The organism is Kosakonia oryzae, from assembly GCF_001658025.2.
GTDB lineage: Bacteria > Pseudomonadota > Gammaproteobacteria > Enterobacterales > Enterobacteriaceae > Kosakonia > Kosakonia oryzae.
In genome coordinates, this window is sequence record NZ_CP014007.2 from 3,675,546 (window position 1) to 3,698,825 (window position 23,280).

22 protein-coding genes are annotated in these 23,280 nt (G+C 56.3%); 14 read left to right on the forward strand and 8 right to left on the reverse strand.

Features of this window, described 5'->3' with window-relative positions; all coding sequences use genetic code 11:
- The first annotated feature begins 56 nt into the window (after window positions 1-56).
- On the forward strand, window positions 57-323 hold the full coding sequence (locus AWR26_RS17410; protein WP_007373992.1) for a DksA/TraR family C4-type zinc finger protein: 267 nt from the start codon (window positions 57-59) through the stop codon (window positions 321-323).
- Window positions 324-608: 285 nt separating this feature from the next.
- The gene (gene ybiJ, locus AWR26_RS17415; RefSeq protein ID WP_007373990.1) at window positions 609-869 is read left to right on the forward strand and encodes a DUF1471 family protein YbiJ; all 261 of its coding nucleotides are present in this window, start codon (window positions 609-611) and stop codon (window positions 867-869) included.
- A 116-nt stretch (window positions 870-985) separates the two neighbouring features.
- Here the strand turns inward: ybiJ and ybiB are convergent, their stop codons facing one another.
- Together ybiB and dinG are read right to left on the reverse strand one after the other, a co-directional pair.
- Window positions 986-1,951 carry a DNA-binding protein YbiB gene (ybiB, locus tag AWR26_RS17420; protein ID WP_064567698.1) on the reverse strand — a complete coding sequence of 322 codons (966 nt, stop codon included), beginning with the start codon at window positions 1,949-1,951 and terminating at the stop codon, window positions 986-988.
- A gap of 25 nt (window positions 1,952-1,976) precedes the next feature.
- Window positions 1,977-4,130, reverse strand: coding sequence for an ATP-dependent DNA helicase DinG (gene dinG, locus AWR26_RS17425; RefSeq protein WP_043954156.1), 2,154 nt, complete (start codon window positions 4,128-4,130; stop codon window positions 1,977-1,979).
- Between the two features lie 330 nt (window positions 4,131-4,460).
- On the opposite strand from dinG, the gene licT reads away from it, so the two are divergent.
- The 4 genes from licT to AWR26_RS17445 all read left to right on the forward strand — a co-directional run bounded on the left by licT (window position 4,461) and on the right by AWR26_RS17445 (window position 10,208).
- The gene (gene licT / locus AWR26_RS17430; RefSeq protein WP_064567700.1) at window positions 4,461-5,303 is read left to right on the forward strand and encodes a BglG family transcription antiterminator LicT; all 843 of its coding nucleotides are present in this window, start codon (window positions 4,461-4,463) and stop codon (window positions 5,301-5,303) included.
- Window positions 5,304-5,484: 181 nt separating this feature from the next.
- On the forward strand, window positions 5,485-7,323 hold the full coding sequence (locus AWR26_RS17435; protein ID WP_064567702.1) for a beta-glucoside-specific PTS transporter subunit IIABC: 1,839 nt from the start codon (window positions 5,485-5,487) through the stop codon (window positions 7,321-7,323).
- Window positions 7,324-7,334: 11 nt separating this feature from the next.
- Entirely contained in the window at window positions 7,335-8,807 is a 1,473-nt protein-coding gene (locus AWR26_RS17440; protein WP_064567704.1) for a glycoside hydrolase family 1 protein, read from the forward strand.
- A 9-nt stretch (window positions 8,808-8,816) separates the two neighbouring features.
- The gene (locus AWR26_RS17445; protein ID WP_064567706.1) at window positions 8,817-10,208 is read left to right on the forward strand and encodes a glycoside hydrolase family 1 protein; all 1,392 of its coding nucleotides are present in this window, start codon (window positions 8,817-8,819) and stop codon (window positions 10,206-10,208) included.
- Window positions 10,209-10,394: 186 nt separating this feature from the next.
- On the opposite strand, the gene rhlE is transcribed toward AWR26_RS17445, so the two are convergent.
- On the reverse strand, window positions 10,395-11,840 hold the full coding sequence (gene rhlE, locus AWR26_RS17450) for an ATP-dependent RNA helicase RhlE (RefSeq protein ID WP_064567707.1): 1,446 nt from the start codon (window positions 11,838-11,840) through the stop codon (window positions 10,395-10,397).
- 304 nt (window positions 11,841-12,144) lie between these two features.
- On the opposite strand from rhlE, the gene cecR reads away from it, so the two are divergent.
- From cecR to AWR26_RS17475, 5 genes are read left to right on the forward strand one after another with little or no spacing between them, the layout of a single operon-like run.
- On the forward strand, window positions 12,145-12,819 hold the full coding sequence (cecR, locus tag AWR26_RS17455; RefSeq protein WP_064569050.1) for a transcriptional regulator CecR: 675 nt from the start codon (window positions 12,145-12,147) through the stop codon (window positions 12,817-12,819).
- The gene (hlyD, locus tag AWR26_RS17460; protein ID WP_064567709.1) at window positions 12,819-13,814 is read left to right on the forward strand and encodes a secretion protein HlyD; all 996 of its coding nucleotides are present in this window, start codon (window positions 12,819-12,821) and stop codon (window positions 13,812-13,814) included. Before cecR ends, hlyD begins: the two co-directional genes overlap by 1 nt.
- A complete protein-coding gene (locus AWR26_RS17465) occupies window positions 13,807-15,546 on the forward strand; it encodes an ATP-binding cassette domain-containing protein (RefSeq protein ID WP_064567711.1) in 1,740 nt (579 codons plus the stop codon). Before hlyD ends, AWR26_RS17465 begins: the two co-directional genes overlap by 8 nt.
- Complete coding sequence (locus AWR26_RS17470) at window positions 15,536-16,669, forward strand: ABC transporter permease (protein ID WP_064567713.1); 1,134 nt, start codon at window positions 15,536-15,538, stop codon at window positions 16,667-16,669. Before AWR26_RS17465 ends, AWR26_RS17470 begins: the two co-directional genes overlap by 11 nt.
- Before the next feature lie 9 nt (window positions 16,670-16,678).
- Complete coding sequence (locus AWR26_RS17475; protein ID WP_064567715.1) at window positions 16,679-17,785, forward strand: ABC transporter permease; 1,107 nt, start codon at window positions 16,679-16,681, stop codon at window positions 17,783-17,785.
- On the opposite strand, the gene AWR26_RS17480 is transcribed toward AWR26_RS17475, so the two are convergent.
- Window positions 17,747-18,157 carry a YbhQ family protein gene (locus tag AWR26_RS17480; RefSeq protein ID WP_064567717.1) on the reverse strand — a complete coding sequence of 137 codons (411 nt, stop codon included), beginning with the start codon at window positions 18,155-18,157 and terminating at the stop codon, window positions 17,747-17,749. The genes AWR26_RS17475 and AWR26_RS17480 overlap by 39 nt on opposite strands.
- Before the next feature lie 132 nt (window positions 18,158-18,289).
- Between AWR26_RS17480 and AWR26_RS17485 the strand changes: the two genes are divergently transcribed.
- The 3 genes from AWR26_RS17485 to AWR26_RS17495 are packed head-to-tail and all read left to right on the forward strand — an operon-like array spanning window position 18,290 to window position 21,260.
- Window positions 18,290-19,051, forward strand: a complete 762-nt coding sequence (locus AWR26_RS17485; protein ID WP_064567719.1) for an endonuclease/exonuclease/phosphatase family protein — start codon at window positions 18,290-18,292, stop codon at window positions 19,049-19,051.
- The gene (gene clsB / locus AWR26_RS17490) at window positions 19,048-20,292 is read left to right on the forward strand and encodes a cardiolipin synthase ClsB (protein ID WP_064567721.1); all 1,245 of its coding nucleotides are present in this window, start codon (window positions 19,048-19,050) and stop codon (window positions 20,290-20,292) included. The genes AWR26_RS17485 and clsB overlap by 4 nt, the downstream gene beginning before the upstream one ends.
- Window positions 20,292-21,260, forward strand: a complete 969-nt coding sequence (locus AWR26_RS17495; protein ID WP_064567723.1) for a lysylphosphatidylglycerol synthase domain-containing protein — start codon at window positions 20,292-20,294, stop codon at window positions 21,258-21,260. The genes clsB and AWR26_RS17495 overlap by 1 nt, the downstream gene beginning before the upstream one ends.
- A gap of 74 nt (window positions 21,261-21,334) precedes the next feature.
- Here the strand turns inward: AWR26_RS17495 and AWR26_RS17500 are convergent, their stop codons facing one another.
- The 4 genes from AWR26_RS17500 to moaC are packed head-to-tail and all read right to left on the reverse strand — an operon-like array spanning window position 21,335 to window position 23,278.
- The gene (locus AWR26_RS17500) at window positions 21,335-22,042 is read right to left on the reverse strand and encodes a Bax inhibitor-1/YccA family protein (RefSeq protein ID WP_007373970.1); all 708 of its coding nucleotides are present in this window, start codon (window positions 22,040-22,042) and stop codon (window positions 21,335-21,337) included.
- 58 nt (window positions 22,043-22,100) lie between these two features.
- Window positions 22,101-22,553 (reverse strand): molybdopterin synthase catalytic subunit MoaE, encoded by a 453-nt coding sequence (moaE, locus tag AWR26_RS17505; RefSeq protein WP_064567725.1) that lies wholly within the window; start codon window positions 22,551-22,553, stop codon window positions 22,101-22,103.
- A gap of 1 nt (window position 22,554) precedes the next feature.
- The gene (gene moaD / locus AWR26_RS17510) at window positions 22,555-22,800 is read right to left on the reverse strand and encodes a molybdopterin synthase sulfur carrier subunit (protein WP_064567727.1); all 246 of its coding nucleotides are present in this window, start codon (window positions 22,798-22,800) and stop codon (window positions 22,555-22,557) included.
- Window positions 22,793-23,278 carry a cyclic pyranopterin monophosphate synthase MoaC gene (gene moaC / locus AWR26_RS17515; RefSeq protein WP_064567729.1) on the reverse strand — a complete coding sequence of 162 codons (486 nt, stop codon included), beginning with the start codon at window positions 23,276-23,278 and terminating at the stop codon, window positions 22,793-22,795. The genes moaD and moaC overlap by 8 nt, the downstream gene beginning before the upstream one ends.
- Window positions 23,279-23,280 lie beyond the last annotated feature (2 nt).

The window sequence follows — 23,280 nt, forward strand, 5'->3', positions numbered from 1 at the left end:
GCCCGATGCCATCAGGCGTTTGCTATAATTACGCTATGGCAACTAAGGAGGCGATGATGGCTTCAGGCTGGGCAAATGACGGTGCGGTACAGCAGCAGATCGACAGTACGATTGAAGATGCCGTGGCGCGCGCGCGTCGTGATTTACCCCACGGTGAAAGTCTGCTGACCTGCGAAGAGTGTGGCGAACCGATCCCGGAAGCGCGTCGTAAAGCGATTCCCGGGGTGCGCTTATGCGTTACCTGCCAGCAGGAGAAAGATTTACATAACTCTACATTCTCAGGATATAATCGCAGAGGTTCTAAGGATAGCCAGCTACGTTGACCTTTCCTGACGTTTTCAACCAGCGCAAGCGGTTGCCTTTACATCCACAAAATCCCGCTGTGAAAGTAGCAAAATGTGCCGCAAAATTGTCCGCTGCGCTGACCTGCTGACGAACGCCCTTTTTTCTTGCACAAAAGCCTTTCAAATCAAACAGCTAGATCTTGTTCAATTTTTTAGAATAAGGCCGTCAATTCTCTTCGATTTTATCTCTTGTGAAAAACCGTGATACTTATCACATCGACGGAACAACGTCCCCAATACAGAATAACCTGCGAGAAATTGACTATGAAAACCATTAAATATGCTGTTGCTGCTATCGCGCTTTCTACCCTCTCTTTCGGTGCCTTTGCTGCTCAGTCTGTGACTGCCGCGCAGGCCGAAAGCCTGGACAAAATCGGTGTTGTTTCTGCTCACGGCGCAACCACGCTGGACGGTCTGGAAGCCAAACTGGCTGCCAAAGCGCAGGCTGCTGGCGCCAGCGGCTACAGCATCATCTCTGCTGCCGGCAATAACAAACTGAGCGGCACTGCGGTTATCTACAAATAACCCAACCGAAGTTATACCCCCCGGCAAATTAACCCTCTGCCGGGATGCTCCACCCTCATTGACCCTGTTGTTACCCTGTTTTTGCCCGTCCTGGATTGTGACGGGCTTTTTTTTGCTTAAAAACTTTGCGCGACCCGCGCCAGTCCCTCTTCCAGCGTCGCACTTTCTCCGGTTGCCACCAGGCAACAGGCCAGCTGAATTTTTAATGACTCCGGTATCGCTTCGCGCCCGGCAAGGCAGTGTTCAATCCAGCGAGCCGTACTCTCTGCATCCTTTGCCACGCCCTCCAGCGCCACCTGCTCATCAGCATCGTTGCGCGCAAAGAGGATCCGCTCGCCTGCTGCGTCAATCAGGTTGATCTGCGGACAGCGCTGCGGGTTCGCATACACTTCCCCTTCCGTACCCGCCATCAACAGCGCACGGCCACCGATGTCGGCGAAAAATTTCCCCACCCGCGTAAGATATTCGGGATGAGAAACGCTGGATAAACGCAGCGCCGCGTCGGTTTTAAACGGAGTGACCAGCTTCGCCAGCGTGTGCGCGCTGTTGCGCACGCCCATGCGCCAGCGCATCGCCAGTTGTTTTTCCAGCGGCGGACAGAGCGCGTGTACCGGCATAAAGACCGGATGATGACCTTCCAGCTTCGCCTGCGCCTGCCCGGCGTGCAGCGTCGGCTCAATGCCCAGCAGGGTGAAAATACTTTCGCTAATCACGCGCGTGGGATCGGCGCTGACGCCGTGCACCAGCACCGGGAAACCCAGCTTATTCAATAGAATAGCCAACAATGGCGTGAGATTAGGCTGTTTGCGCGCGCCGTTATAGCTGGGAATAACAATCGGCATCGGTTTGGCCACCGGCGGCGTCAGCGACAGCGTGTGCTGTTGCATCGCCTCGTAGAAGCCGCGCATTTCCGCCTCGCCTTCGCCTTTAATGCGCAGCGCAATCAGAATGCCGCCCATCTCCAGATCCGGCACGTCGCCGTTCAGCATCTGCGTATAGAGACCACGCGCGGTGTCAATATCCAGGTCTCGGGCGTGGTTCTTCCCGCGACCAATCTCTTTGATAACTTTACGGTAATCCATGACAGTTCCTCGCATGCTCACATCGTTAACGGCGCCTGCGGCGCTTTTGTTCTGGTTTTTTCACCGGTTTCTTCACTATAACGTCCGGCATTGCCGGTTGGGAAATAGGAAACACCGGTAGCGCATCAAGCAGACGTTTTCCGTAGCTTTTGGTCAGCAGGCGCTTATCGTAAATCACCACTTCGCCGCGACAGCCGTGGCTGCGGATAAGCCTGCCGACCTGCTGGATAAGATTAAACGAGGCGCTGGGCAAACTCTGTACTTCAAAAGGATAACGGTTGAGGCTCTTCAGCCATTCGCCTTCAGTGATCACCACCGGGCTATCAATCGGCGGAAAGGCGATTTTATGAATATGCACCTGTGTCAGATAATCGCCTTTCAGATCAAGCCCTTCGGCGAAGGATTGCAGGCCAACCAGCACGCTGCGCTCACCCGCGTCGATCCGTTTACGGTGCAGTTCCACCAGCCGGTAGCGCGGTTGATCGCCCTGCACCAACAGCAGCAGGCGTAAATCCGCTACGTAGCTTAAAAATAGCTGCATCGCGCGCTGGCTGGCGAACAGCACCAGCATCCCCGGATGGGCTTTACTTTCTACCTGCTCACGAAACCAGGTCGCCATTTCGGCGATATGCTGCTCTTCATTTTCAATCAGCGGTTCGTAGCGCATTTGCGGGATAACAATCTTCCCCTGCTCGACGTGATTGAAAGGCGAATCCAGCGAGACAAAGCGGTCGCCCGCTTTCTCTTTCAGGCCGCTCATCTCTTGCAGGCGATTAAAACTGTTGAGCGATCGCAGCGTGGCGGAGGTGACAACAATATGCGGCACACTGCGCCACAGCAGCTTCTCCAGCTGATCGCTGACGCGAATGCCCACGCAGTGAAACAGCAGATGCAGCTGCCCTTCACGCACTTCGCGCGTCGCCCATTTCGATACCGGCGCGCCGGAAGCCTGCACCATCGAGGCCAGCCGCCAGAGTTTGCTCTGGCTTTCAAACATGCCAAGCGCACGGTTCATTTGCAGGATCACCCGGTGCAAACGCACAATATCGTGGCTGCCGGTCTTTTCGCTTAAATCGTTGAGGAACAGCTCCGCCAGCCCGCGCAGCATCTCTGTTAGCTTCGCCAGCCGTTGACAAATCGCCATCACCTCATCCGGCAGCTCGCCCATAGCGAAGCGGTATTCGGCTTCCTGACCGGCAGGAAGATAGAGGTTGAGTATGTTATTCAGTGAGGAAATCAGCCCGAACAGCTCTTCGCAGTGGGCGTTGAGCCGCTCCGGCGTCGCCAGCGGCGGCAGGGTTTTCGGCCGGAACTGCTCCAGGCATGTCGCCACCAGCCGGGTAAACAGGTCGAGCTGTAACTGATACCAGGACGCCGTTATTTCGGCGCTCATCTCCAGCGCATCGCGCGCCACATCCGGCAGATGATGGCCTTCATCCAGCACCAGCAGCAGGTTTTTCGGCTCCGGTAAGACGGCTTCGCTCTCCAGCGCCGCCATCACCAGCGCGTGGTTCGCCACCACCACTTCCGCTTCCTGAATTTCACGCCGCGCAACAAAGAACGGGCATTCCCGGTAGTAGTGGCAGTTGCGGTTCAGGCAGCTGGCTTTATCGGTACTGAGGCGACGCCATAAATCATCGCTGATGGCTTTATCGGTGTGATCGCGCAGGCCGTCCCATTTGTAGCTGTCGAGATCGGCTTTCAGCGTCGCGCACTGCTTCTGTTCCTCTTTGCTGCCCGGCGTCAGCTCATCATCCAGAAAAGCCAGCAGATCCTGCTGGTCCGGCTCGCTGCTGGCCAGCGCGGCCAGATTGCGCGGGCAGACATAGCGCCCACGGCCAAACGCGGCGGTAAAACGTAAATCGGGGATAATTTTGCGCAGCAGCGGCAGATCCTTACTGTAGATCTGATCCTGCAACGCCACGTTGGCGGTGCTGACCACCAGCGTTTTTTGCTCTTCGCGGGCAATAGCAATGCCCGGAATTAAATAAGAGAGCGTTTTCCCGACGCCGGTCGGCGCTTCGATCGCCAGATGCCGGCCCTCTTCCCCCGCCAGAGTTTTCGCGACATCAGCAATCATCTGCCGCTGCGGCGCACGGGGAATAAAGTCCGGGATCTGTTGTTGCAACGCCTTATACCAGGCGGCGATCTGCGCTTTTAGCGCGGCGGTAAGAGCCATGAAGAAACCTGAAATACTGTATAAACAGCCACTATTGTGGCATTTTTAGCGCCCGCTGGGTAACCCTTTTTGCCATTCTGGAAGCGGCCGCGGAAAGCCATTTTCTGCTTCTGCAATACAGGATATTTTTCGCCGGGCGGATCACAAATTAGCAGATCCATTCATCAGTACGCTATGTCGCGCGTTGATCATTGAACAGGGCAATGCTAGTTTTTACCTGCATTACGCTTGTTACCGAATATCGGGCAAAACCTAAATGCAGAGAACAAGGACAGATTATGTCCGTTGCTGTATTTATGTTTTGCCCGTTTTTGTTTGCAGGAGTTAGCGATGCTGGTCAAACAAATCTTAAATAATAACGTGGTCAGCGCCATCGACGATCGTGGCTTTGAGGTTATTCTGACCGGGCGAGGGCTGGGTTTTAATACGCAGAACGGCGCCAGCGTTAACGAGCAAGCCATCGAGAAAATATTCCATTTGCAGGATTCGCAGGTCTCGGCCCGTTTTAAAGATCTGGTTAGCGAAGTGCCTGTCGAAATAGTGCAACTGACCGCCGACATTGTCGCGCTGGCCCGCAGTCAGCTATCGCACAAATTAAGCGAAGGCTTGTACGTCACGCTCGCTGACCATCTCCATTTCGCGCTGCAACGCAATGAAAAACATGAGCAATTGCCGAATCCGCTGGAGTGGGAAGTGCGCCATTTTTATACCGCTGAATATGCTCTTGGTCGCCAGGCGATTGGTATGGTGATGGCGCGCACCGGGCAATTATTACCTGACGGCGAAGCCTGCAGTATTGCGCTACATATTGTGAATGCCGGGCTGAACGACAGCATGGGAAAAACCACGCAAATCACGCGGCTTATTTATCAATTACAGAATATCGTTAAATACTTTTTTAGCCTGCCGCTCGACGAGCACAGCCTGAATTACCAGCGTTTCATTACCCATTTAAAATTTTTCGCCCAGCGGGTGATTGATGGGGTGGTGTTAAATAATGACGACGAAGAGTTATTTGCCATGGTACAGCGCCGCTATCAGACCACCCTGAAATGCGTCGATACCATCAATGAGTTTGTCGGCAAACATTATCACCACACCATGAGTAACTCGGAAAAGCTCTATCTGACCGTGCATATCGAAAACGTCGTGCAGCGGGCAGAACCCAATTAGTTTACAGAAATCATTCGCGTAGCCGCAGCCAACAAAGCGGCAGCCCGAAGGAGAGTGTATAGATTCCGTCCAGGCTTGTTACTGTTTAATCAGGCAAACCCCAGAGGAAACAAGGTATCGGCGTAAAGCCGGTGATTGTGGATGATGCCGGCGATGCGGGCGTCAGTCTGGAGGAATTATCATGAATTATCAGGATACCGCGCAGCAGATCATCAACAGGATCGGCGGCAAGGACAATATTCTGTCGCTGTTTCATTGTATTACCCGTCTGCGTTTTTTACTCAAAGATAACGACAAGGCCGATCGCGCGGCGCTGGAAGCGCTGGATGGCGTGATAGGTGTCAATATCTCTGGCGATCAGTTTCAGTTGATTATCGGTAACGATGTGGCGCCACTGTGCGACGCGCTGCTGGCCAAATTACCCGGCGTTTCGTCCGGCGGCGCTGTACAACATGATAAACGCCGCAACCCGGTATCGGTGCTGCTGGAGGGGCTGTCCAGTATCTTCTCGCCGATCATCCCGGCGATTGCCGGAGCCGGTATTCTGAAAGGCGTCCTGGCGCTAGTGGTCGCGATGCAGTGGCTGGAAACCAGCAACCAGACCTACCAAATCCTGCTCGCCATCAGCGACGGCGTGTTTTACTTTATGCCGCTGGCACTGGCTTTCAGCGCCGCTAATAAGTTCGGCGCGAATCCTTACGTGGCAGTCGCGCTGGCCGCCGCCCTCTTCCATCCTGCAATTCAGGCGCTGTTTAAATCCGGCGCGCCGATCAATTTTATGCACCTGCCGGTGCCAACCGTGAATTATGCCTCAACGGTGATCCCGATCCTGCTGGCCATCTGGCTGCTGAGCCGGGTAGAGAAGCTGATTGATCGCATCATGCCCGGCGTACTGAAAACGATGTTTGTGCCGCTACTGAGCCTGGTGATTGTCACGCCGATTACGCTGATTGCCATTGGCCCGCTGGGGATTTTCGCCGGTAGTGCGCTCTCCGGCGGCATTATTTGGCTGGTGGAAAATGCTGGTATCGTGGCGGGCGTAGTGGTTGGCGGAACGCTGTCGATGATCATTATCACCGGCATGCACTATGTGCTGGTGCCAATCATGATCAACAACATCAGCACCCTGGGTTTCGATCCGTTCAAAATCCTCTTCTATGTTGCCAACCTCGGCCAGGCGGGCGCGGCCTTTGGCGTGTTCCTGCGGGCGCGGGATAAAAAGCTGAAATCGCTGGCGCTGACTACCAGCTTCAGCGCGGTCATGGGGATTACCGAACCGGCGATGTACGGCATCAATATTCGTTATAAACGCCCGTTTGCCGCCGCGCTGATTGGCGGCGCGTGCGGCGGCGGTGTTGCCATGGCGATGGGGGTGAAAACCTACGCCTTTGCGCTCAGCGGTCTGCCTGGCCTTCCGGCGCTGGTCGGCCCGACATTTTTGTGGGCACTGGTCAGTATCGCCATTTCGTTTGTCTGCGCTGCGGTCGTCACGGTGATCCTCGGATTTGAAGAGACGGTGGTGGCCGGGGTCAGCCCGATGTCGGTAGCGCGTACCGAAGAAAAACTGTTTGCCCCGGTGAGCGGCGAGCTGAAACCCCTCAATGCCCTTAGCGATCCGGTATTTGCCGATGAGATTTTCGGTAAAGGGCTGGCGATTTACCCCACCAGCGGCGAGCTGCGCTCCCCGGTTAACGGCAAGGTGGAATCCCTGTTTGAAACCCATCACGCACTGGCGCTGCAAAGCGATACCGGCGCGGAAATCCTCATTCATATCGGTATCGACACGGTAAAACTGGGCGGTAAGCACTTCACCAGCCACATCGCCGCCGGGCAGAGCGTCGAGGTAGGCGATCTGCTGGTGAGCTTTGATCTGGCGGCCCTGAAGGCCGCTGGCATCGATCCGAGCGTGATTGTGGTCGTCACCAACAGCGAACAATACGGCGATATCAGCCCGGTCAAAGTACAAGGCGATGTCGCCAGCCGGGACGCATTTCTCACACTGACCGCGACAGCGGCGTAAGGAGCAAAGGTATGGCATTTTCGAAAGCATTCCCGGAAGGATTTTTATGGGGTGGCGCAACAGCGGCGAATCAACTGGAAGGCGCATGGAATGTGGGTGGTAAAGGGCTTTCCGTTTCTGATGTCTACACGTTTGATATCAATACGCCGCGCGAGCGCTGGCTCGATCAATGGCTTGGCATGACGCACGCGCAGATACGCGAAGCGCAGGATCCGGACAGCAAAAAGTACTACCCGAAACGCAAAGGCAACGATTTTTACCACCGCTTTAAAGAGGATATCGCCCTGTTCGCCGGGATGGGTTTTAAGTGTTTTCGCATGTCGATTGCCTGGACGCGCATCTTCCCGCGCGGCGATGAAACCACGCCGAACGAAGCCGGGCTGAAATTCTACGACGAGGTGTTCGATACGCTGCTGGCGCACGGTATTGAGCCGATTGTGTCACTATCGCACTACGAGATGCCGCTGGCGCTGGTGACCGACTATGGCGGCTGGCCGAACCGCCAACTGGTGGATTTTTACGTGCGTTTCGCCACCACGGTCTTCACCCGCTACCGCAAAAAAGTGAAGTACTGGATGACCTTCAACGAGATCAACTGTGTGAAGCATCATCCGTATGTCAGCGTTGGCGTGATCGAAGAGGACAATCCGCATCTCGAACAGGATAAATACCAGGGCGCGCACCATCAGTTTGTCGCCAGTGCGCTGGCCACCAAAGCCTGCCATGCCATTATTCCCGGCTCGCAGGTCGGCTGCATGATCAGCTACCAGATGCTCTATCCGCACACCTGCCACCCGGACGATTTGCAGGCCTGCGAAGAGATGCAACGCGTGTCGCTGTTCTTTAGCGATGTGCAGGCGCACGGTTACTACCCGGCGTACACCGATCGCATGCTGGCGGAAAAAGGCGTCACGCTGCAAAAAGTGGTCGGCGATGATGAGATCCTGCGCCAGCACCCGGTCGATTTCGTCTCCTTTAGCTACTACATGTCGAGCACCGTTAGCGCACACCCGGAAAAACGGGAAATAGCGGAAGGCAATATGGTGACTGGCGGTATCCGCAACCCGTACCTGCCAACCAGCCAGTGGGGCTGGCAGATTGACCCGAAAGGGCTGCGTCTCGCCTTAAACCAGCTCTATGACCGCTACCAGAAGCCGCTGTTTATTGCCGAAAACGGTCTCGGCGCAGTGGATACCGTCAACCCGGACGGCTCTATCGACGATGATTATCGTATCGATTATCTGCGCCAGCATGTCGAGCAGATGCAGGAAGCGATTGGCGACGGCGTCGATCTGTTTGGCTACACCTGGTGGGGGCCGATTGACGTGGTCAGCGCCGGTACGGCGCAAATTTCCAAACGCTACGGCTTTATCTATGTTGACCAGGATGATATGGGCAACGGCACACAGGCGCGCTCGCTAAAGAAAAGCTATCACTGGTACAAAAAACTGATCGCCTCTAACGGCGCAGACTTACGCGATTAAGGAGCTGAGATGGCTATTTTCCCGAAAGATTTTTTGTGGGGTGGCGCGATTGCCGCCAACCAGGCGGAAGGCGCATGGAACGAGGATGGCAAAGGGCCATCGATTGCTGATGTAGTGCGCGGCGGTATCGCTTCCGGCAAACATGATGCGGTGATTGACCCGAATCTCTATTACGCCAGCCACGAAGCGATTGATTTCTACCATCGCTACCAAGAAGACATCGCGCTGTTCGCAGAGATGGGGTTCAAATGCTTTCGTACCTCGATTGCCTGGTCGCGCATTTTCCCGCGTGGCGATGAAACTACGCCAAACGAAGCGGGGCTAAAATTTTACGACGATCTGTTTGATGAGCTGCTGAAGTACGGCATTGAACCGGTGATTACCCTCTCCCACTATGAGACGCCGCTGGCGCTGTATCAGGAGTATGGCGGCTGGAAGAATCGCCAGTTGATTGATTTCTTCAGCCGCTACTGCGAAACGGTATTCCGCCGTTACCAGCGCAAGGTCAAATACTGGATGACCTTCAACGAACTGAACAACATGAACCGCATGCCATTCGCCACCGGCGCGGTGGATGCCAGCGCTGGCGCGCAGGATATCTGGCAGGCGAATCACCACCAGTTTGTCGCTAACGCACTGGCGAACAAGCTGTGCCACGACATCATTCCCGGCGCACAAATCGGCTGCATGCTGTCGCTGAGCACCGTTTACCCGGCAACCTGCAACCCGGAAGATATCTTCTCTACTATGCAGTTACGCCGCCGTTCGCTGTTTTTCTCCGATGTGATGATGCTCGGCCACTATCCGGCATTTGCGCCGCGTCTGTTCCGTGAGCTGGGCGTGGAGCTGGCCATTGCCGATGGCGATCTGCAACTGCTGGCTGACTATCCGTCGGACTACCTCGGCTTTAGCTACTACCGCAGCGTACTGCATAAGGCGGGCGGCCAGTTTCGCATTGATACCGGCGGTACTGCCGGGCTGGATAATCCGTTTCTTGAAAAAACCGCCTGGGGCTGGCCGATCGATCCGCAGGGTTTCCGTATCGTCTGTAATGAGCTGGCGGATCGCTACCGCAAGCCATTGTTTATTGTCGAAAATGGCTATGGCGGCGTCGATGAGCCGGATGCCAACGGGCAGATTAACGATCTGGCGCGAATCGATTATGGCCGCCGCCATATTCAGGCCATGGCAGAAGCCATTGACGATGGCTGCGACATTATGGGTTACACCTGGTGGGGACCGATTGATATCGTCAGTGCCGGAACCGGCGAGATGAAAAAGCGCTATGGCTTTATCTATGTCGACAAAGATAACGACGGCAACGGTACGCTGAAGCGCAGCAAAAAACGCAGTTTTGAATGGTATCAGCAAGTTATCGCCAGCCAGGGTGAAGTGCTGTAAGGCTGAGGCTCGCATGGTGTTCCCGTGCGGTTGATGGCGGGCGCTGCGGGCGCGGGAAACGCGTCAGGCCTGGCTGGCGTGCGTTAATCGCCGATCGCAAGCCTGATAAAACGACGCCGCCAGCAGGTCCATTGCCCGCTGGCGGCGTCGATTGCCGGATAAAGTATATCCGGCCTGCAAAATGCCTTACTGAGCGGCGGTCGGTTTACGCGGACGGCGACGGCGGGCGCCGTTTCCTGCCGGTTTACTCTGGCCGTCACGCGCAGGCTGAGCGTTACCATCCAGACGGCGTGAACCCCCTTCACTGCGGCGTGGAGCACGTGGTTTTTGCGCTTCACCATCCGTGCGACGCGGGGAACGCGGTTTCTGCTCCTCGCCCTCATTGCGGCGCGGCGCAGACTGACCACGTCCACCACCGCCCTGCCCGCGGCCACCACCCTGACGACCGCCCCCCTGGCCGCGACCATTCTGGATCGGTTCGGCTTTGATGGACGGATCCGGCTCATAGCCTTCGATGGCAATGCGTGGGATCTCTTTTTTCAGCAGACGTTCAATGTCGCGCAGCAGTTTGTGTTCATCAACGCAGACCAGCGACAGCGCTTCACCGATAGCCGCCGCGCGCCCGGTACGGCCGATACGGTGGACGTAATCTTCCGGTACGTTTGGCAGCTCGTAGTTCACTACGTGCGGCAGCTCTTCGATGTCGAGACCGCGCGCGGCGATATCCGTGGCCACCAGCACGCGAATATCCCCGGATTTGAAATCTGCCAGCGCACGGGTACGTGCGCCCTGGCTCTTGTTACCGTGGATCGCCGCACTGGTGATGCCATCTTTATTCAGTTGTTCCGCCAGGTGGTTGGCGCCGTGCTTGGTGCGGGTAAAGACCAGCACCTGCTGCCAGTTCCCCTGACCAATCATCTGTGACAGCAGCTCACGCTTACGTTTTTTATCTACAAAATGCACATGCTGCGTCACCTGCTCGGAGGCGGTGTTGCGGCGTGCCACTTCAATTTCCAGCGGGTTATGCAGCAGCTTTTCCGCCAGCGCTTTGATGTCGTCGGAGAAGGTCGCGGAGAACAGCAGGTTCTGACGGCGCGGCGGCAGTTTTGCCAGCACGCGGCGAATATCGTGGATAAAGCCCATATCCAGCATGCGGTCGGCTTCATCCAGCACCAGAATTTCCACGCTATCGAGTTTCAGCGCGTTTTGGTGTTCCAGATCCAGCAGACGGCCAGGCGTAGCCACCAGCACATCAACGCCACCGCGCAGTTTCATCATCTGCGGGTTGATGCTGACGCCGCCAAACACCACCAGCGAACGGATGTTCAGATACTGGCTGTAGTCGCGTACGTTTTCACCGATTTGCGCCGCCAGTTCACGGGTTGGCGTCAGGATCAGCGCACGCACCGGGCGGCGGCCTTTCGCGTGCGGCTCTTTTTGCACCAGCAGTTGCAGCAACGGCAGGGTGAAGCCAGCCGTTTTACCGGTACCGGTCTGGGCGCTGGCCATCAGATCGCGGCCTTGCAGTACGGCGGGGATCGCCTGCTGCTGAATAGGGGTCGGCTGAACATAACCCTGCTCGGCGATTGCGCGCAGAATTTCCGGATTCAGGCCAAGGGCATCAAATGACATAACAACTCCGCACCGCCCCGACCTGTCACAGGTGTAGTTTTCAGGGAGATATAATTTGACTGATGACAAAAACCACAATGTCATGAAGGTGCGGAGTGTATCAGCTTTTGTGATCGAGCGCATAAATATCCGGCCAGGGATCATCTGCAATCTTTCCGCCTGTTGCAGGTCAGCATAGCAACCCCTTCCAGCGCCTGCTGAACCGGTTTCCGCTTCACCCGTCACCTTTTCCCTGCCTGGTGCTGGACAAGCTTCGCCCTGAAGCATAAATTTAATCAATCGATTGATTAATTATTTTGCCGCCATGAATACAACCCCCACGACCAGTAAAGGCGAACAGGCCAAACAACAGTTGATTGCCGCCGCGCTGGCGCAATTCGGTGAATACGGGTTGCACGCTACTACCCGCGATATCGCCGCGCAGGCCGGGCAAAATATTGCGGCGATCACCTATTACTTTGGTTCGAAAGAGGATTTATACCTCGCCTGCGCCCAGTGGATCGCCGACTTTATCAATAAGAATTTCCACCCGCATGTCCAGGCAGCAGAGGCGCTGTTTGCGCAGCCGGAGCCGGATAAAGCAGCAATACGCGCCCTGATCCATAGCGCCTGCCGCAGCATGATCACGCTGCTCACCCATGATGAAACGCTGAATCTGAGCAAATTTATCTCCCGCGAGCAGCTCTCACCAACGCGGGCGTATCAGCGGGTGCACGATCAGGTCATTGCGCCGATGCACAGCCATCTCACCGCCCTGCTGGCGGCCTATACCGGGCGGGATGCCACAGATACCGAAACCATTATTCATACCCACGCGCTGCTCGGTGAAATTCTCGCGTTTCGTCTCGGGCGGGAAACCTTCTTGCTGCGTGCAGGCTGGTCGCAGTTTGACGAAGAGAAAACCGCGCAGATTTATCAGGTTATCACCTGCCATATCGATCTCATTTTGCAAGGATTAACGCACAGGAGTCCGGAGTGATGAAAAAACCTCTCGTTACGGTGTTGATTGTGGTGGTCGTTATCGCCGCGCTGGCTGGCGGCTGGATGTGGTATCAGAGCAGACAAGAGCGCGCGCTCACCCTGTACGGTAACGTTGATATTCGCACGGTGAATTTGAGTTTCCGCGTCGGCGGACGGCTCGCTTCGCTAAACGTTGATGAGGGCGATGCGATCAAGGCCGGACAGACGCTCGGTGAGATCGATAAAGCGCCTTATGAGAACGCCTTGTTGCAGGCGAAGGCCAACGTCTCCACCGCGCAAGCGAAATACGATCTGGCTACCGCCGGTTATCGTGATGAAGAGATTGCCCAGGCTGTCGCGGCAGTGAATCAGGCGCGGGCCGCCTATGACTACGCGCAAAACTACTATCAACGTCAGCAAGGGTTATGGAAAAGCCGGGTGATCTCTGCCAACGATCTGGAAAATGCCCGTTCCACACGAGATCAGGCGCAGGCCACGCTGAAATCCGCGCAGGACAAGTTAAGCCAGTACCGCACCGGTAACCGCCCGCAGGAGATTGAACAGGCGAAAGCGGGCCTTGAACAGGCGCAGGCCGCGCTGGCGCAGGCGCAACTGGACCTGCATGACACCACGCTGGTCGCCCCTTCCGCCGGGACAATCCTGACCCGCGCCGTCGAGCCGGGCAGCATGCTCAGCGCAGGCGGCACCGTATTCACCTTGTCGTTAACCCGTCCGGTATGGGTGCGCGCATATGTTGATGAGATCAATTTGCAGCAGGCGCAGCCAGGGCAGGAAGTACTGCTTTACACCGATGGACGGCCGAATAAGCCGTATCACGGCAAAATCGGCTTTGTCTCGCCCACGGCCGAATTTACGCCCAAAACCGTGCAAACCCCGGATCTGCGAACCGATCTGGTGTATCGCCTGCGCATTATCGTTACCGATGCCGACAACTCGCTGCGCCAGGGGATGCCAGTAACCGTGCGTTTTGCGGGCGAGGCGCGTCATGAATGAGGCATCCATCCATTTACGCGGGCTGGTAAAACGCTTTCCGGGTATGGAAAAACCCGCTGTCGCAAAGCTTGATTGCGAGATTCGCGCCGGTTATGTCACCGGGCTGGTCGGCCCGGATGGCGCAGGGAAAACCACGTTGATGCGCATTCTTGCCGGGTTGATGAAGCAGGACGAAGGCAGCGTGCAGGTGATGGGGCTGGATCCGCTGCGTCAGGATAGCGAACTGCACGCCATGCTCGGTTATATGCCGCAAAAGTTCGGGCTGTATGAAGATTTAACGGTGATGGAAAACCTCAATCTGTATGCCGATCTGCGCAGCGTCACCGGCGAGCAGCGCCGTCAGACCTTCGAACGCCTGCTGGAGTTTACCGCCCTCGCCCCGTTTACCGGACGGCTGGCCGGAAAGCTCTCCGGCGGGATGAAGCAGAAACTGGGGCTGGCCTGCACGCTGGTCGGCGAACCGAAAGTGCTGTTGCTGGATGAGCCGGGCGTCGGCGTTGATCCAATTTCCCGTCGCGAACTGTGGCAAATGGTGCATGAACTGGCGGGCGAAGGGATGCTGATCCTCTGGAGCACCTCCTATCTTGATGAAGCGGAGCAGTGCCGCGATGTACTGCTGATGAACGAAGGCGAATTGCTGTATCAGGGCGAGCCGACCGCGCTGACGCAACGCATGGCCGGCCGCAGTTTTCTTGTCACCAGCGCGCAGGAGAACAACCGCCGCTTGCTGCGTCTTATTCTGCGTCAGCCGCAGGTCAGCGATGGCATGATCCAGGGGCGTTCGGTGCGCATGATCCTGAAAAAAGAGGCGCACGCCGACGAAATTCGCCACGCCGACAACATGCCGCCAGTAGAGATCACGGAAACCGCGCCGCGCTTTGAAGATGCGTTTATCGATCTGCTCGGCGGCGCTGGCGCGTCCGAATCCCCGCTGGGGGCAATTCTGCATACGGTGGAAGGCAGCACGGACGAAACAGTGATTGAAGCCCGCTCGCTGACCAAAAAGTTTGGTGATTTCGCCGCCACCGACCATGTCAATTTTGCCGTCAAGCGCGGTGAAATCTTCGGCCTGCTGGGGCCAAACGGCGCGGGTAAATCGACCACTTTTAAGATGATGTGCGGCTTGTTGGTGCCCACCGACGGCCAGGCGCTGGTGCTGAATCTCGATCTCAAAGTCAGCTCCGGCAAAGCGCGTCAGCATCTGGGTTATATGGCGCAAAAATTCTCGCTGTACGGCAACCTGACGGTGGAGCAGAATCTGCGCTTTTTCTCCGGCGTCTACGGCCTGCGCGGACGGGCGCAAAACGAAAAGATAACCCGCATGAGCGAGGCGTTCGGGCTGAAAGCCATTGCTCATCATGCGACCGATGAATTGCCGCTGGGCTTTAAGCAGCGCCTGGCGCTGGCCTGCTCGCTGATGCATGAACCGGATATTCTGTTCCTTGATGAACCTACTTCCGGTGTCGATCCGCTGACGCGCCGGGAGTTTTGGTTGCACATCAATAGCATGGTGGAGAAAGGCGTCACCGTGATGGTCACCACGCACTTTATGGACGAAGCCGAATATTGCGATCGTATCGGGCTGGTGTATCGCGGAAAGCTTATCGCCAGCGGTACGCCGGATGATTTAAAGGCGCAAAGCGCCGATGCGGATAACCCGGATCCGACAATGGAGCAGGCTTTTATTACGCTTATCCATAACTGGGATAAGGAGCACGGCCATGCATCTTAACACTCTCAGTTGGCGGCGCGTGCGGGCGCTGTGCGTCAAAGAGACGCGGCAGATTGTCCGCGACCCCAGTAGCTGGCTGATTGCCGTCGTCATCCCGCTGTTGCTGCTATTTATCTTCGGCTACGGCATCAACCTTGATTCCAGCAAGCTACGTATTGGCGTGCTGCTGGAGCAGCAGAGCAAAGAGGCGATGGATTTCACCCATACGCTGACCGGCTCGCCCTATATTGATGCCACGATCAGCGATAACCGCCCGCAGCTTATCCAGATGATGCAGGCCGGGCGTATTCGCGGTCTGGTGGTGGTGCCGACGAATTTCGCCGCGCAGATGGCGCGCGCCAATGAAGTTGCGCCGATTCAGGTGATCACCGATGGCAGCGAACCGAATACCGCCAACTTTGTGCAGGGCTACGTACAGGGGATCTGGCAGCTCTGGCAGCAGCAGCGGGCAGAAGATCGTGGCCAGACATTTGATCCGTTGATCGATGTGCAGACCCGCTACTGGTTTAACCCCGCCGCCATCAGCCAGCATTTTATTATTCCTGGCGCGGTGACCATCATCATGACGGTGATTGGCGCCATCCTCACCTCGCTGGTGGTGGCGCGCGAATGGGAGCGCGGCACGATGGAGGCCCTGCTTTCAACCGAAGTGACGCGCGCGGAATTGCTGCTGTGCAAACTGATTCCCTACTATTTTCTCGGCATGCTGGCGATGCTGCTGTGCATGCTGGTGTCGGTGTTTATTCTTGGCGTGCCTTATCGCGGCTCGCTGCTGATTTTATTCCTCATCACCAGCCTGTTTTTGCTCAGCACATTGGGAATGGGGCTGCTAATTTCCACCGTCACACGTAACCAGTTTAATGCCGCGCAGGTCGCGCTGAATGCCGCCTTTTTGCCGTCGATTATGCTATCCGGTTTTATCTTCCAGATTGACAGCATGCCCGCCGTGATCCGCGTGGTGACCTATATCATTCCGGCGCGTTATTTTGTCAGTACCCTGCAAAGCCTGTTCCTGGCGGGCAATATCCCGGTGGTGTTGATGGTTAACGTCCTGTTTTTGATTGCCTCGGCGCTGATGTTTATTGGCCTGACGTGGCTGAAAACCAAACGCAGACTGGATTAAGGAAAACCCATGTTTCACCGTTTACTGACGCTTATCCGCAAAGAGTTACAGTCGCTACTGCGCGAACCGCAAACCCGCGCCATTCTGATCCTGCCGGTGCTGTTGCAGGTGCTGCTGTTCCCCTTTGCCGCCACGCTGGAAGTGACCAACGCCACTATCGCCATCTATAACGAAGATAACGGTAAGCATGCGGTTGAGCTGACGCAGCGTTTTGCCCGCGCCAAAGCCTTTACTCATATTCTGCTGCTGAAAAGTCCGCAGGAGATACGCCCGACCATCGATACGCAAAAAGCGTTATTGCTGGTGCGTTTCCCGGCCGATTTTTCCCGCAATATTGATAGCGGCATCACCGCACCAATGCAGTTGATCCTCGACGGGCGCAACTCCAACAGCGCGCAAATCGCCGCCAACTATCTGCAACAAATCGTGCAGGATTATCAGCAGGAGCTGCTGAGCGGCCAGCAGAAACCGAATAACAGCGAGCTGGTGATACGCAACTGGTACAACCCCAATCTCGATTACAAATGGTTTGTGGTACCGTCGCTGATCGCCATGATCACCACCATCGGCGTGATGATTGTGACCTCGCTATCGGTGGCGCGTGAACGCGAACAGGGCACGCTGGATCAGCTCCTGGTCTCGCCGCTCTCCACATGGCAAATTTTTGTCGGCAAAGCCGTGCCGGCGCTAATTGTTGCAACGTTTCAGGCGACGATTGTGCTCGCTGTCGGCATTCTGGCTTATAAAATTCCCTTTGCCGGCTCGCTACTGCTGTTCTATTTCTCGATGCTGATTTATGGCTTGTCGCTGGTGGGTTTCGGCCTGCTGATTTCGTCGCTTTGCGCCACACAGCAGCAGGCATTTATTGGCGTGTTTGTCTTTATGATGCCGGCGATCCTGCTGTCAGGCTATGTGTCGCCGGTCGAGAACATGCCGGTCTGGTTGCAGGATTTGACCTGGGCCAATCCTATCCGGCACTTTACCGATATCACCAAGGAGATTTATCTGAAGGATGCCAGCTTAACGATTGTCTGGCAGAGTTTATGGCCGCTGGTGGTGATTGCGGCCATCACCGGTTCAGCGGCGTATGCGCTGTTTCGCAGAAATATTGCCTAACTTGCGCTCTTTGGTCAGCAGCGATACCACCGCCGGACCCGCAAGAATAACCAGCCCGGCGGCGGCCAGAATAAAGTGATTAGGCAACACGCGGGAAAGTAACCAGATAACGATCAGCGACGCGCCGAAATACCAGGTGGTGGTCAACTCTTCCAGCACATCACCGATGCCGCGCCAGCGTGCATCGTGGTGGCGCTGAAGAAACAGCATCAACAGTACGGACACACCGTAAAGTACGCACAGGCCGAGGCCGACGCGCACCAGAGAGCCGCTCATCCAGCCCATCACCAATAGCGCGACTATCAGCATATGCAACATAATCTGCCAGCAACTCAGGCCTGTTACATCACGAACGTGCTGTTGCCACTTCATGGCCTCTCTCCTGAAGAATTTTTGTCTTTCTGAAGAGTACGCGGATTTACGGAAAATTCCGTAACCCCGCCACAATTTGTGACAGGGACTACAATTTATTTTCACGAGGAGAGTGACGCTGGCAGGAGAATTATGACCCAACACGCGCGACATTTTTCATTGAAAGTGCTCACCATCAATACCCACAAAGGCTTTACCGCGTTTAACCGGCGCTTTATTTTGCCTGAGCTGCGTGACGCAGTACGGACCGTCAGCGCGGATATTGTCTGCCTGCAAGAAGTGATGGGTGCCCACGAAGTGCATCCACTGCATGTGGAGAACTGGCCGGACACCACCCACTATGAATTTCTTGCCGATACCATGTGGAGCGATTACGCCTACGGACGCAACGCGGTTTACCCCGAGGGGCACCACGGAAATGCGGTGCTTTCCCGCTATCCGATTGAACACTTTGAAAATCGTGATGTTTCGGTCGATGGCAGCGAAAAACGCGGCCTGCTCTACTGCCGCATTACGCCACCGGATCTCGGTCATTCATTACATGTCATTTGCGTTCATCTTGGCCTGCGGGAAGCCCATCGCCAGGCGCAGCTCACTATGCTGGCAGAGTGGGTAAATGCGCTGCCCGAGGGCGAACCCGTCGTGGTGGCGGGCGACTTTAATGACTGGCGGCAAAAAGCGAACCATCCGCTGAAGATGCAGGCCGGGCTGGAGGAGATTTTTACCCGCGCTCATGGCCGCCCTGCCCGCACTTTCCCGGTCGCACTGCCATTGTTGAGGCTCGATCGCATCTATGTGAAAAACGCCAATGCCAGCGCGCCGACCGCGCTGCCGCTGCGTAACTGGCGACACCTTTCCGATCACGCCCCTCTGAGCGCGGAGATCCACCTATGAAATGCACCTGGCGGGAAGGTAACCGTATTCAGTTGCTGGAAAACGGCGACAACTACTATCCGGCGCTGTATGACGCCATCGACCATGCACAGCAACGCGTCATTCTGGAAACCTTTATCTGGTTTGAGGATAACGTTGGCCGCCAGTTGCAGCAGGTACTGCTGCGGGCCGCCCGGCGCGGGATCAACATCGAAGTGCTGCTGGATGGTTACGGCTCGCCGGATTTAAGCGAACCGTTTGTCAACGAGCTGACCACCGCTGGCGTGGTATTCCGCTATTACGATCCGCGCCCGCGCCTGCTCGGTATGCGAACCAATCTCTTTCGCCGCATGCACCGTAAAATTGTGGTGATCGATAACACCGTGGCTTTCGTCGGCGGCATTAACTATTCAGCGGAACATCTCACCAGCTATGGCCCGGAAGCCAAGCAGGATTACGCCGTGCGCGTTGAAGGGCCGATTGTGGAAGATATTCTGCAATTCGAGCTGGAGAATCTGCCGGATAACGCGCCAGCAAAACGCTGGTGGCAGCGCCGACGCCATCGCCCGGAAGAGAACCGTACGCCCGGCGAAGCGCAGGCGCTGTTTATCTGGCGCGATAATAACGATCATCGCGACGATATTGAACGCCATTATCTAAAGATGCTGGCCAACGCCCGCCGCGAAGTGATTATTGCCAACGCCTACTTCTTTCCAGGTTACCGCCTGCTGCACGCCATGCGCAACGCTGCCCGGCGCGGGGTGTCGGTGAAGCTGATTGTGCAGGGCGAGCCGGATATGCCGATTGTCAAAGTCGGCGCGGAGCTACTGTACAACTATCTGCTGAAAGGCGGCGTTCAGGTGTATGAATATCGCCGCCGCCCGCTGCACGGCAAAGTGGCGCTGATGGACGATCACTGGGCAACCGTCGGTTCCAGCAACCTCGATCCGCTCAGCCTGTCGCTGAATCTGGAGGCTAACCTGATTATCCATGACCGTGAATTTAACCAGACGCTGCGCGATAATTTGCAGGCCATTATTCGCGAGGACTGCGTGCGAGTGGATGAGTCGATGGCACCGAAGCGCACCTGGTGGAACCTCGGCAAGAGCATTGTCGTATTCCACTTCTTACGCCATTTTCCGGCCATGGCCGGCTGGCTTCCCGCACATACGCCGCAACTGGCGCAGGTGAAACCGCCCATCCAGCCAGAAATCGAAACCCAGGATCGCGCGGAAACGGAACGTTCGGGGGTGAAGCCCTGATGAAGAAATCACATCCTCGCTGGCGGCTGGCGAAAAAGATCCTGACGGCGCTGTTTTTTATCGCCGTGGCCGTGCTGCTGGTGCTCTATGCGCAGAAGGTCAACTGGGACGATGTCTGGCAAGTCATTGGCGACTACAACCGTACCGCGTTGCTGAGCGCCGTCGCGCTGGTGATTGTCAGCTATGTGCTGTACGGGTTTTATGATCTGCTCGGCCGCGCTTACTGCGGGCATAAACTGGCGAAACGCCAGGTGATGCTGGTGTCGTTTATCTGTTATGCCTTTAACCTGACGCTCAGCACCTGGGTTGGCGGCATCGGCATGCGCTACCGGCTCTATTCACGCCTTGGGCTGCCAGGCAGCACGATCACGCGGATTTTCTCACTCAGTATTACCACCAACTGGCTGGGCTACATCTTGCTGGGCGGTGTGATCTTCACCTTTGGTGTGGTGCAGATCCCGACGCACTGGTATATCGATGAACGCACGCTGCGCATTGTGGGTGTGGTGCTGCTGCTGGTGATTATCGGCTATTTGTGGTGCTGCGCTTTCGCTAAGCGCCGTCATCTGACGGTGAAAGGCCACAAACTGGTGTTACCTTCATGGAAATTCGCCGTCGCCCAGTTAGTGATCTCCAGCGCCAACTGGATAGCGATGGGCGCGATTATCTGGTTGCTGCTGGGCATGAAAGCGGATTTCTTTTTTGTGCTCGGCGTGCTGCTGGTAAGCAGTATTGCCGGGGTGATTGTGCATATTCCGGCGGGTATCGGCGTGCTGGAAGCGGTATTTATCGCCCTGCTGGCGGGTGAACATGTGGCGCAGGGAACCATTATTGCGGCCCTGCTCGCTTATCGCGTGCTCTACTATTTTCTGCCGCTGCTGCTGGCGCTGATCGGTTATCTGGCGCTGGAAAGCCGGGCGAAGAAACTGCGGGAGAAAAATGAACGCGCGATGGAGAAAGCGGGCTGATGGATTCGATGGCGTCTTGCGGGATGAGCAAAACGTAGCGCCATCAGGCGATTTGCCTGATGGCGACTGACAAATTAACGGCGGTTGCCGAAAATGCGCAACAGCATCAGGAACAGGTTGATAAAGTCGAGATACAGCGTCAGCGCGCCGAGGATGGAATACTTACGCAGCAGCGAAGCATCGCGGGTATCGATCTGCTCGCCAATGTTTTTCAGCTTTTGCGTGTCGTACGCCGTCAGGCCAACAAAAATCACCACGCCGATATAAGTCACCGCCCACATCAGCGCTTCACTTTTCAGCCAGAAATTCACCAGCGAAGCGAGCACAATGCCGATCAGCCCCATAAACAGCATGTTGCCGAAACCGCTGAGATCCCGTTTGGTGGTGTAGCCGTACAGGCTCATCGCACCAAACATGCCGGCGGTTACCACAAAGGTCGCGGCAATAGATTGCGCGGTGTAAACCAGCAAAATACTGGAGAGCGTCAGCCCGGTCAGCGCGGAATAGAGCATAAATAGCGTGGTCGCCATGCCCGCACTCAAACGCTGAATTAACCCGGAAAGCACAAATACCAGCGCCAGTTGCGCGATAATCAGCCCAAAAAAGGTTATCCGGCTGGAGAAGACAAACGACATTACCGCTTCACTGTTGGCCGCATACCAGGCGACAAAAGCGGTGAGCAGCAGGCCGCAGGTCATCCAGCCATAGACCTGCGCCATATAGGTCTGAAGCCCGGTGCGGCTCTGCTGGACGATAGAATCAGAACGAGGATAACGGTCCATAGTCACTCCTGATAGATGGGGTTACATCACTAAGGTTAACACATCCTGGTTCAATGAATTACCAACGCTGCGCAGCCTGTTTATCGCTGTCGCGGGCTTCAACCCAGCGATCGCCATCCGCAGTGGCTTCACGCTTCCAGAACGGCGCGCGGGTTTTCAGGTAATCCATAATAAATTGCCCGGCATCAAAGGCGCTGCTGCGATGGGCGCTGGCGACGCCGACAAACACGATTTCATCGCCCGGCCAGAGTTCCCCGACGCGGTGATAAACTGTTACGCGGCCAAGCGGCCAGCGGCTACGCGCCTGTTCGACGATTTCCGCCAGCGATTTTTCAGTCATGCCTGGATAGTGCTCCAGCGTTAATGCGCTGACGCTGTCGCCGAGATTGTGGTTGCGCACTTTGCCGGTAAAGGTCACCACGGCGCCATCTTCATCATTCGCCGCCAGCCAGCTGTACTCTTCGCCGACGTTAAATGCTGCGCGTTCGACACAAATTCGCGTATCGCTCATTTTAGCCTCCGGTGACCGGCGGGAAAAACGCCACTTCATCACCGCTGCTTAACGGGTGTTCGAAGCTGACCAGCGTCTGGTTCACCGCCGCCAGCAGCTTGCCCTCCTCCAGCGCCAGCGCCCAGCGGTCGCTCTTTGCCGCCAGATGCTGGCGTAGCGCTTCAACGGACGGGAAAACCGTCTCCGAGACCAGGCTGTCGCAGCCGACCAGTTCGCGCACCTGCGCAAAGAAAAGAACATTAATCATCGTGTTGCACCTTAAAATCCCCCGATTTGCCGCCGCTTTTTTCCAGCAGGCGCACCGGGCCAATCACCATATCTTTCTGCACGGCTTTACACATATCGTAGATAGTCAGCGCGGCAACCGAAGCCGCCGTCAGCGCTTCCATTTCGACGCCGGTTTTACCGCTCAAACGGCAGACCGCTTCGATGCGCACACGGTTGTGCTCCGGCTGCGCCTGCAACTGGACTTCCACTTTGCTCAGCAGTAACGGGTGGCACAGCGGGATCAGCTCCCAGGTACGTTTCGCCGCCTGAATGCCCGCAATACGTGCGGTGGCGAACACATCGCCTTTGTGGTGGCTGCCGTCGACAATCATCGCCAGCGTGCGGGCCTGCATAGTGACAAACGCTTCCGCGCGCGCTTCACGAACGGTTTCGGCCTTGGCGGAAACATCCACCATATGCGCTTCACCCTCGGCATTAATATGGGTCAGTTGTGACATAA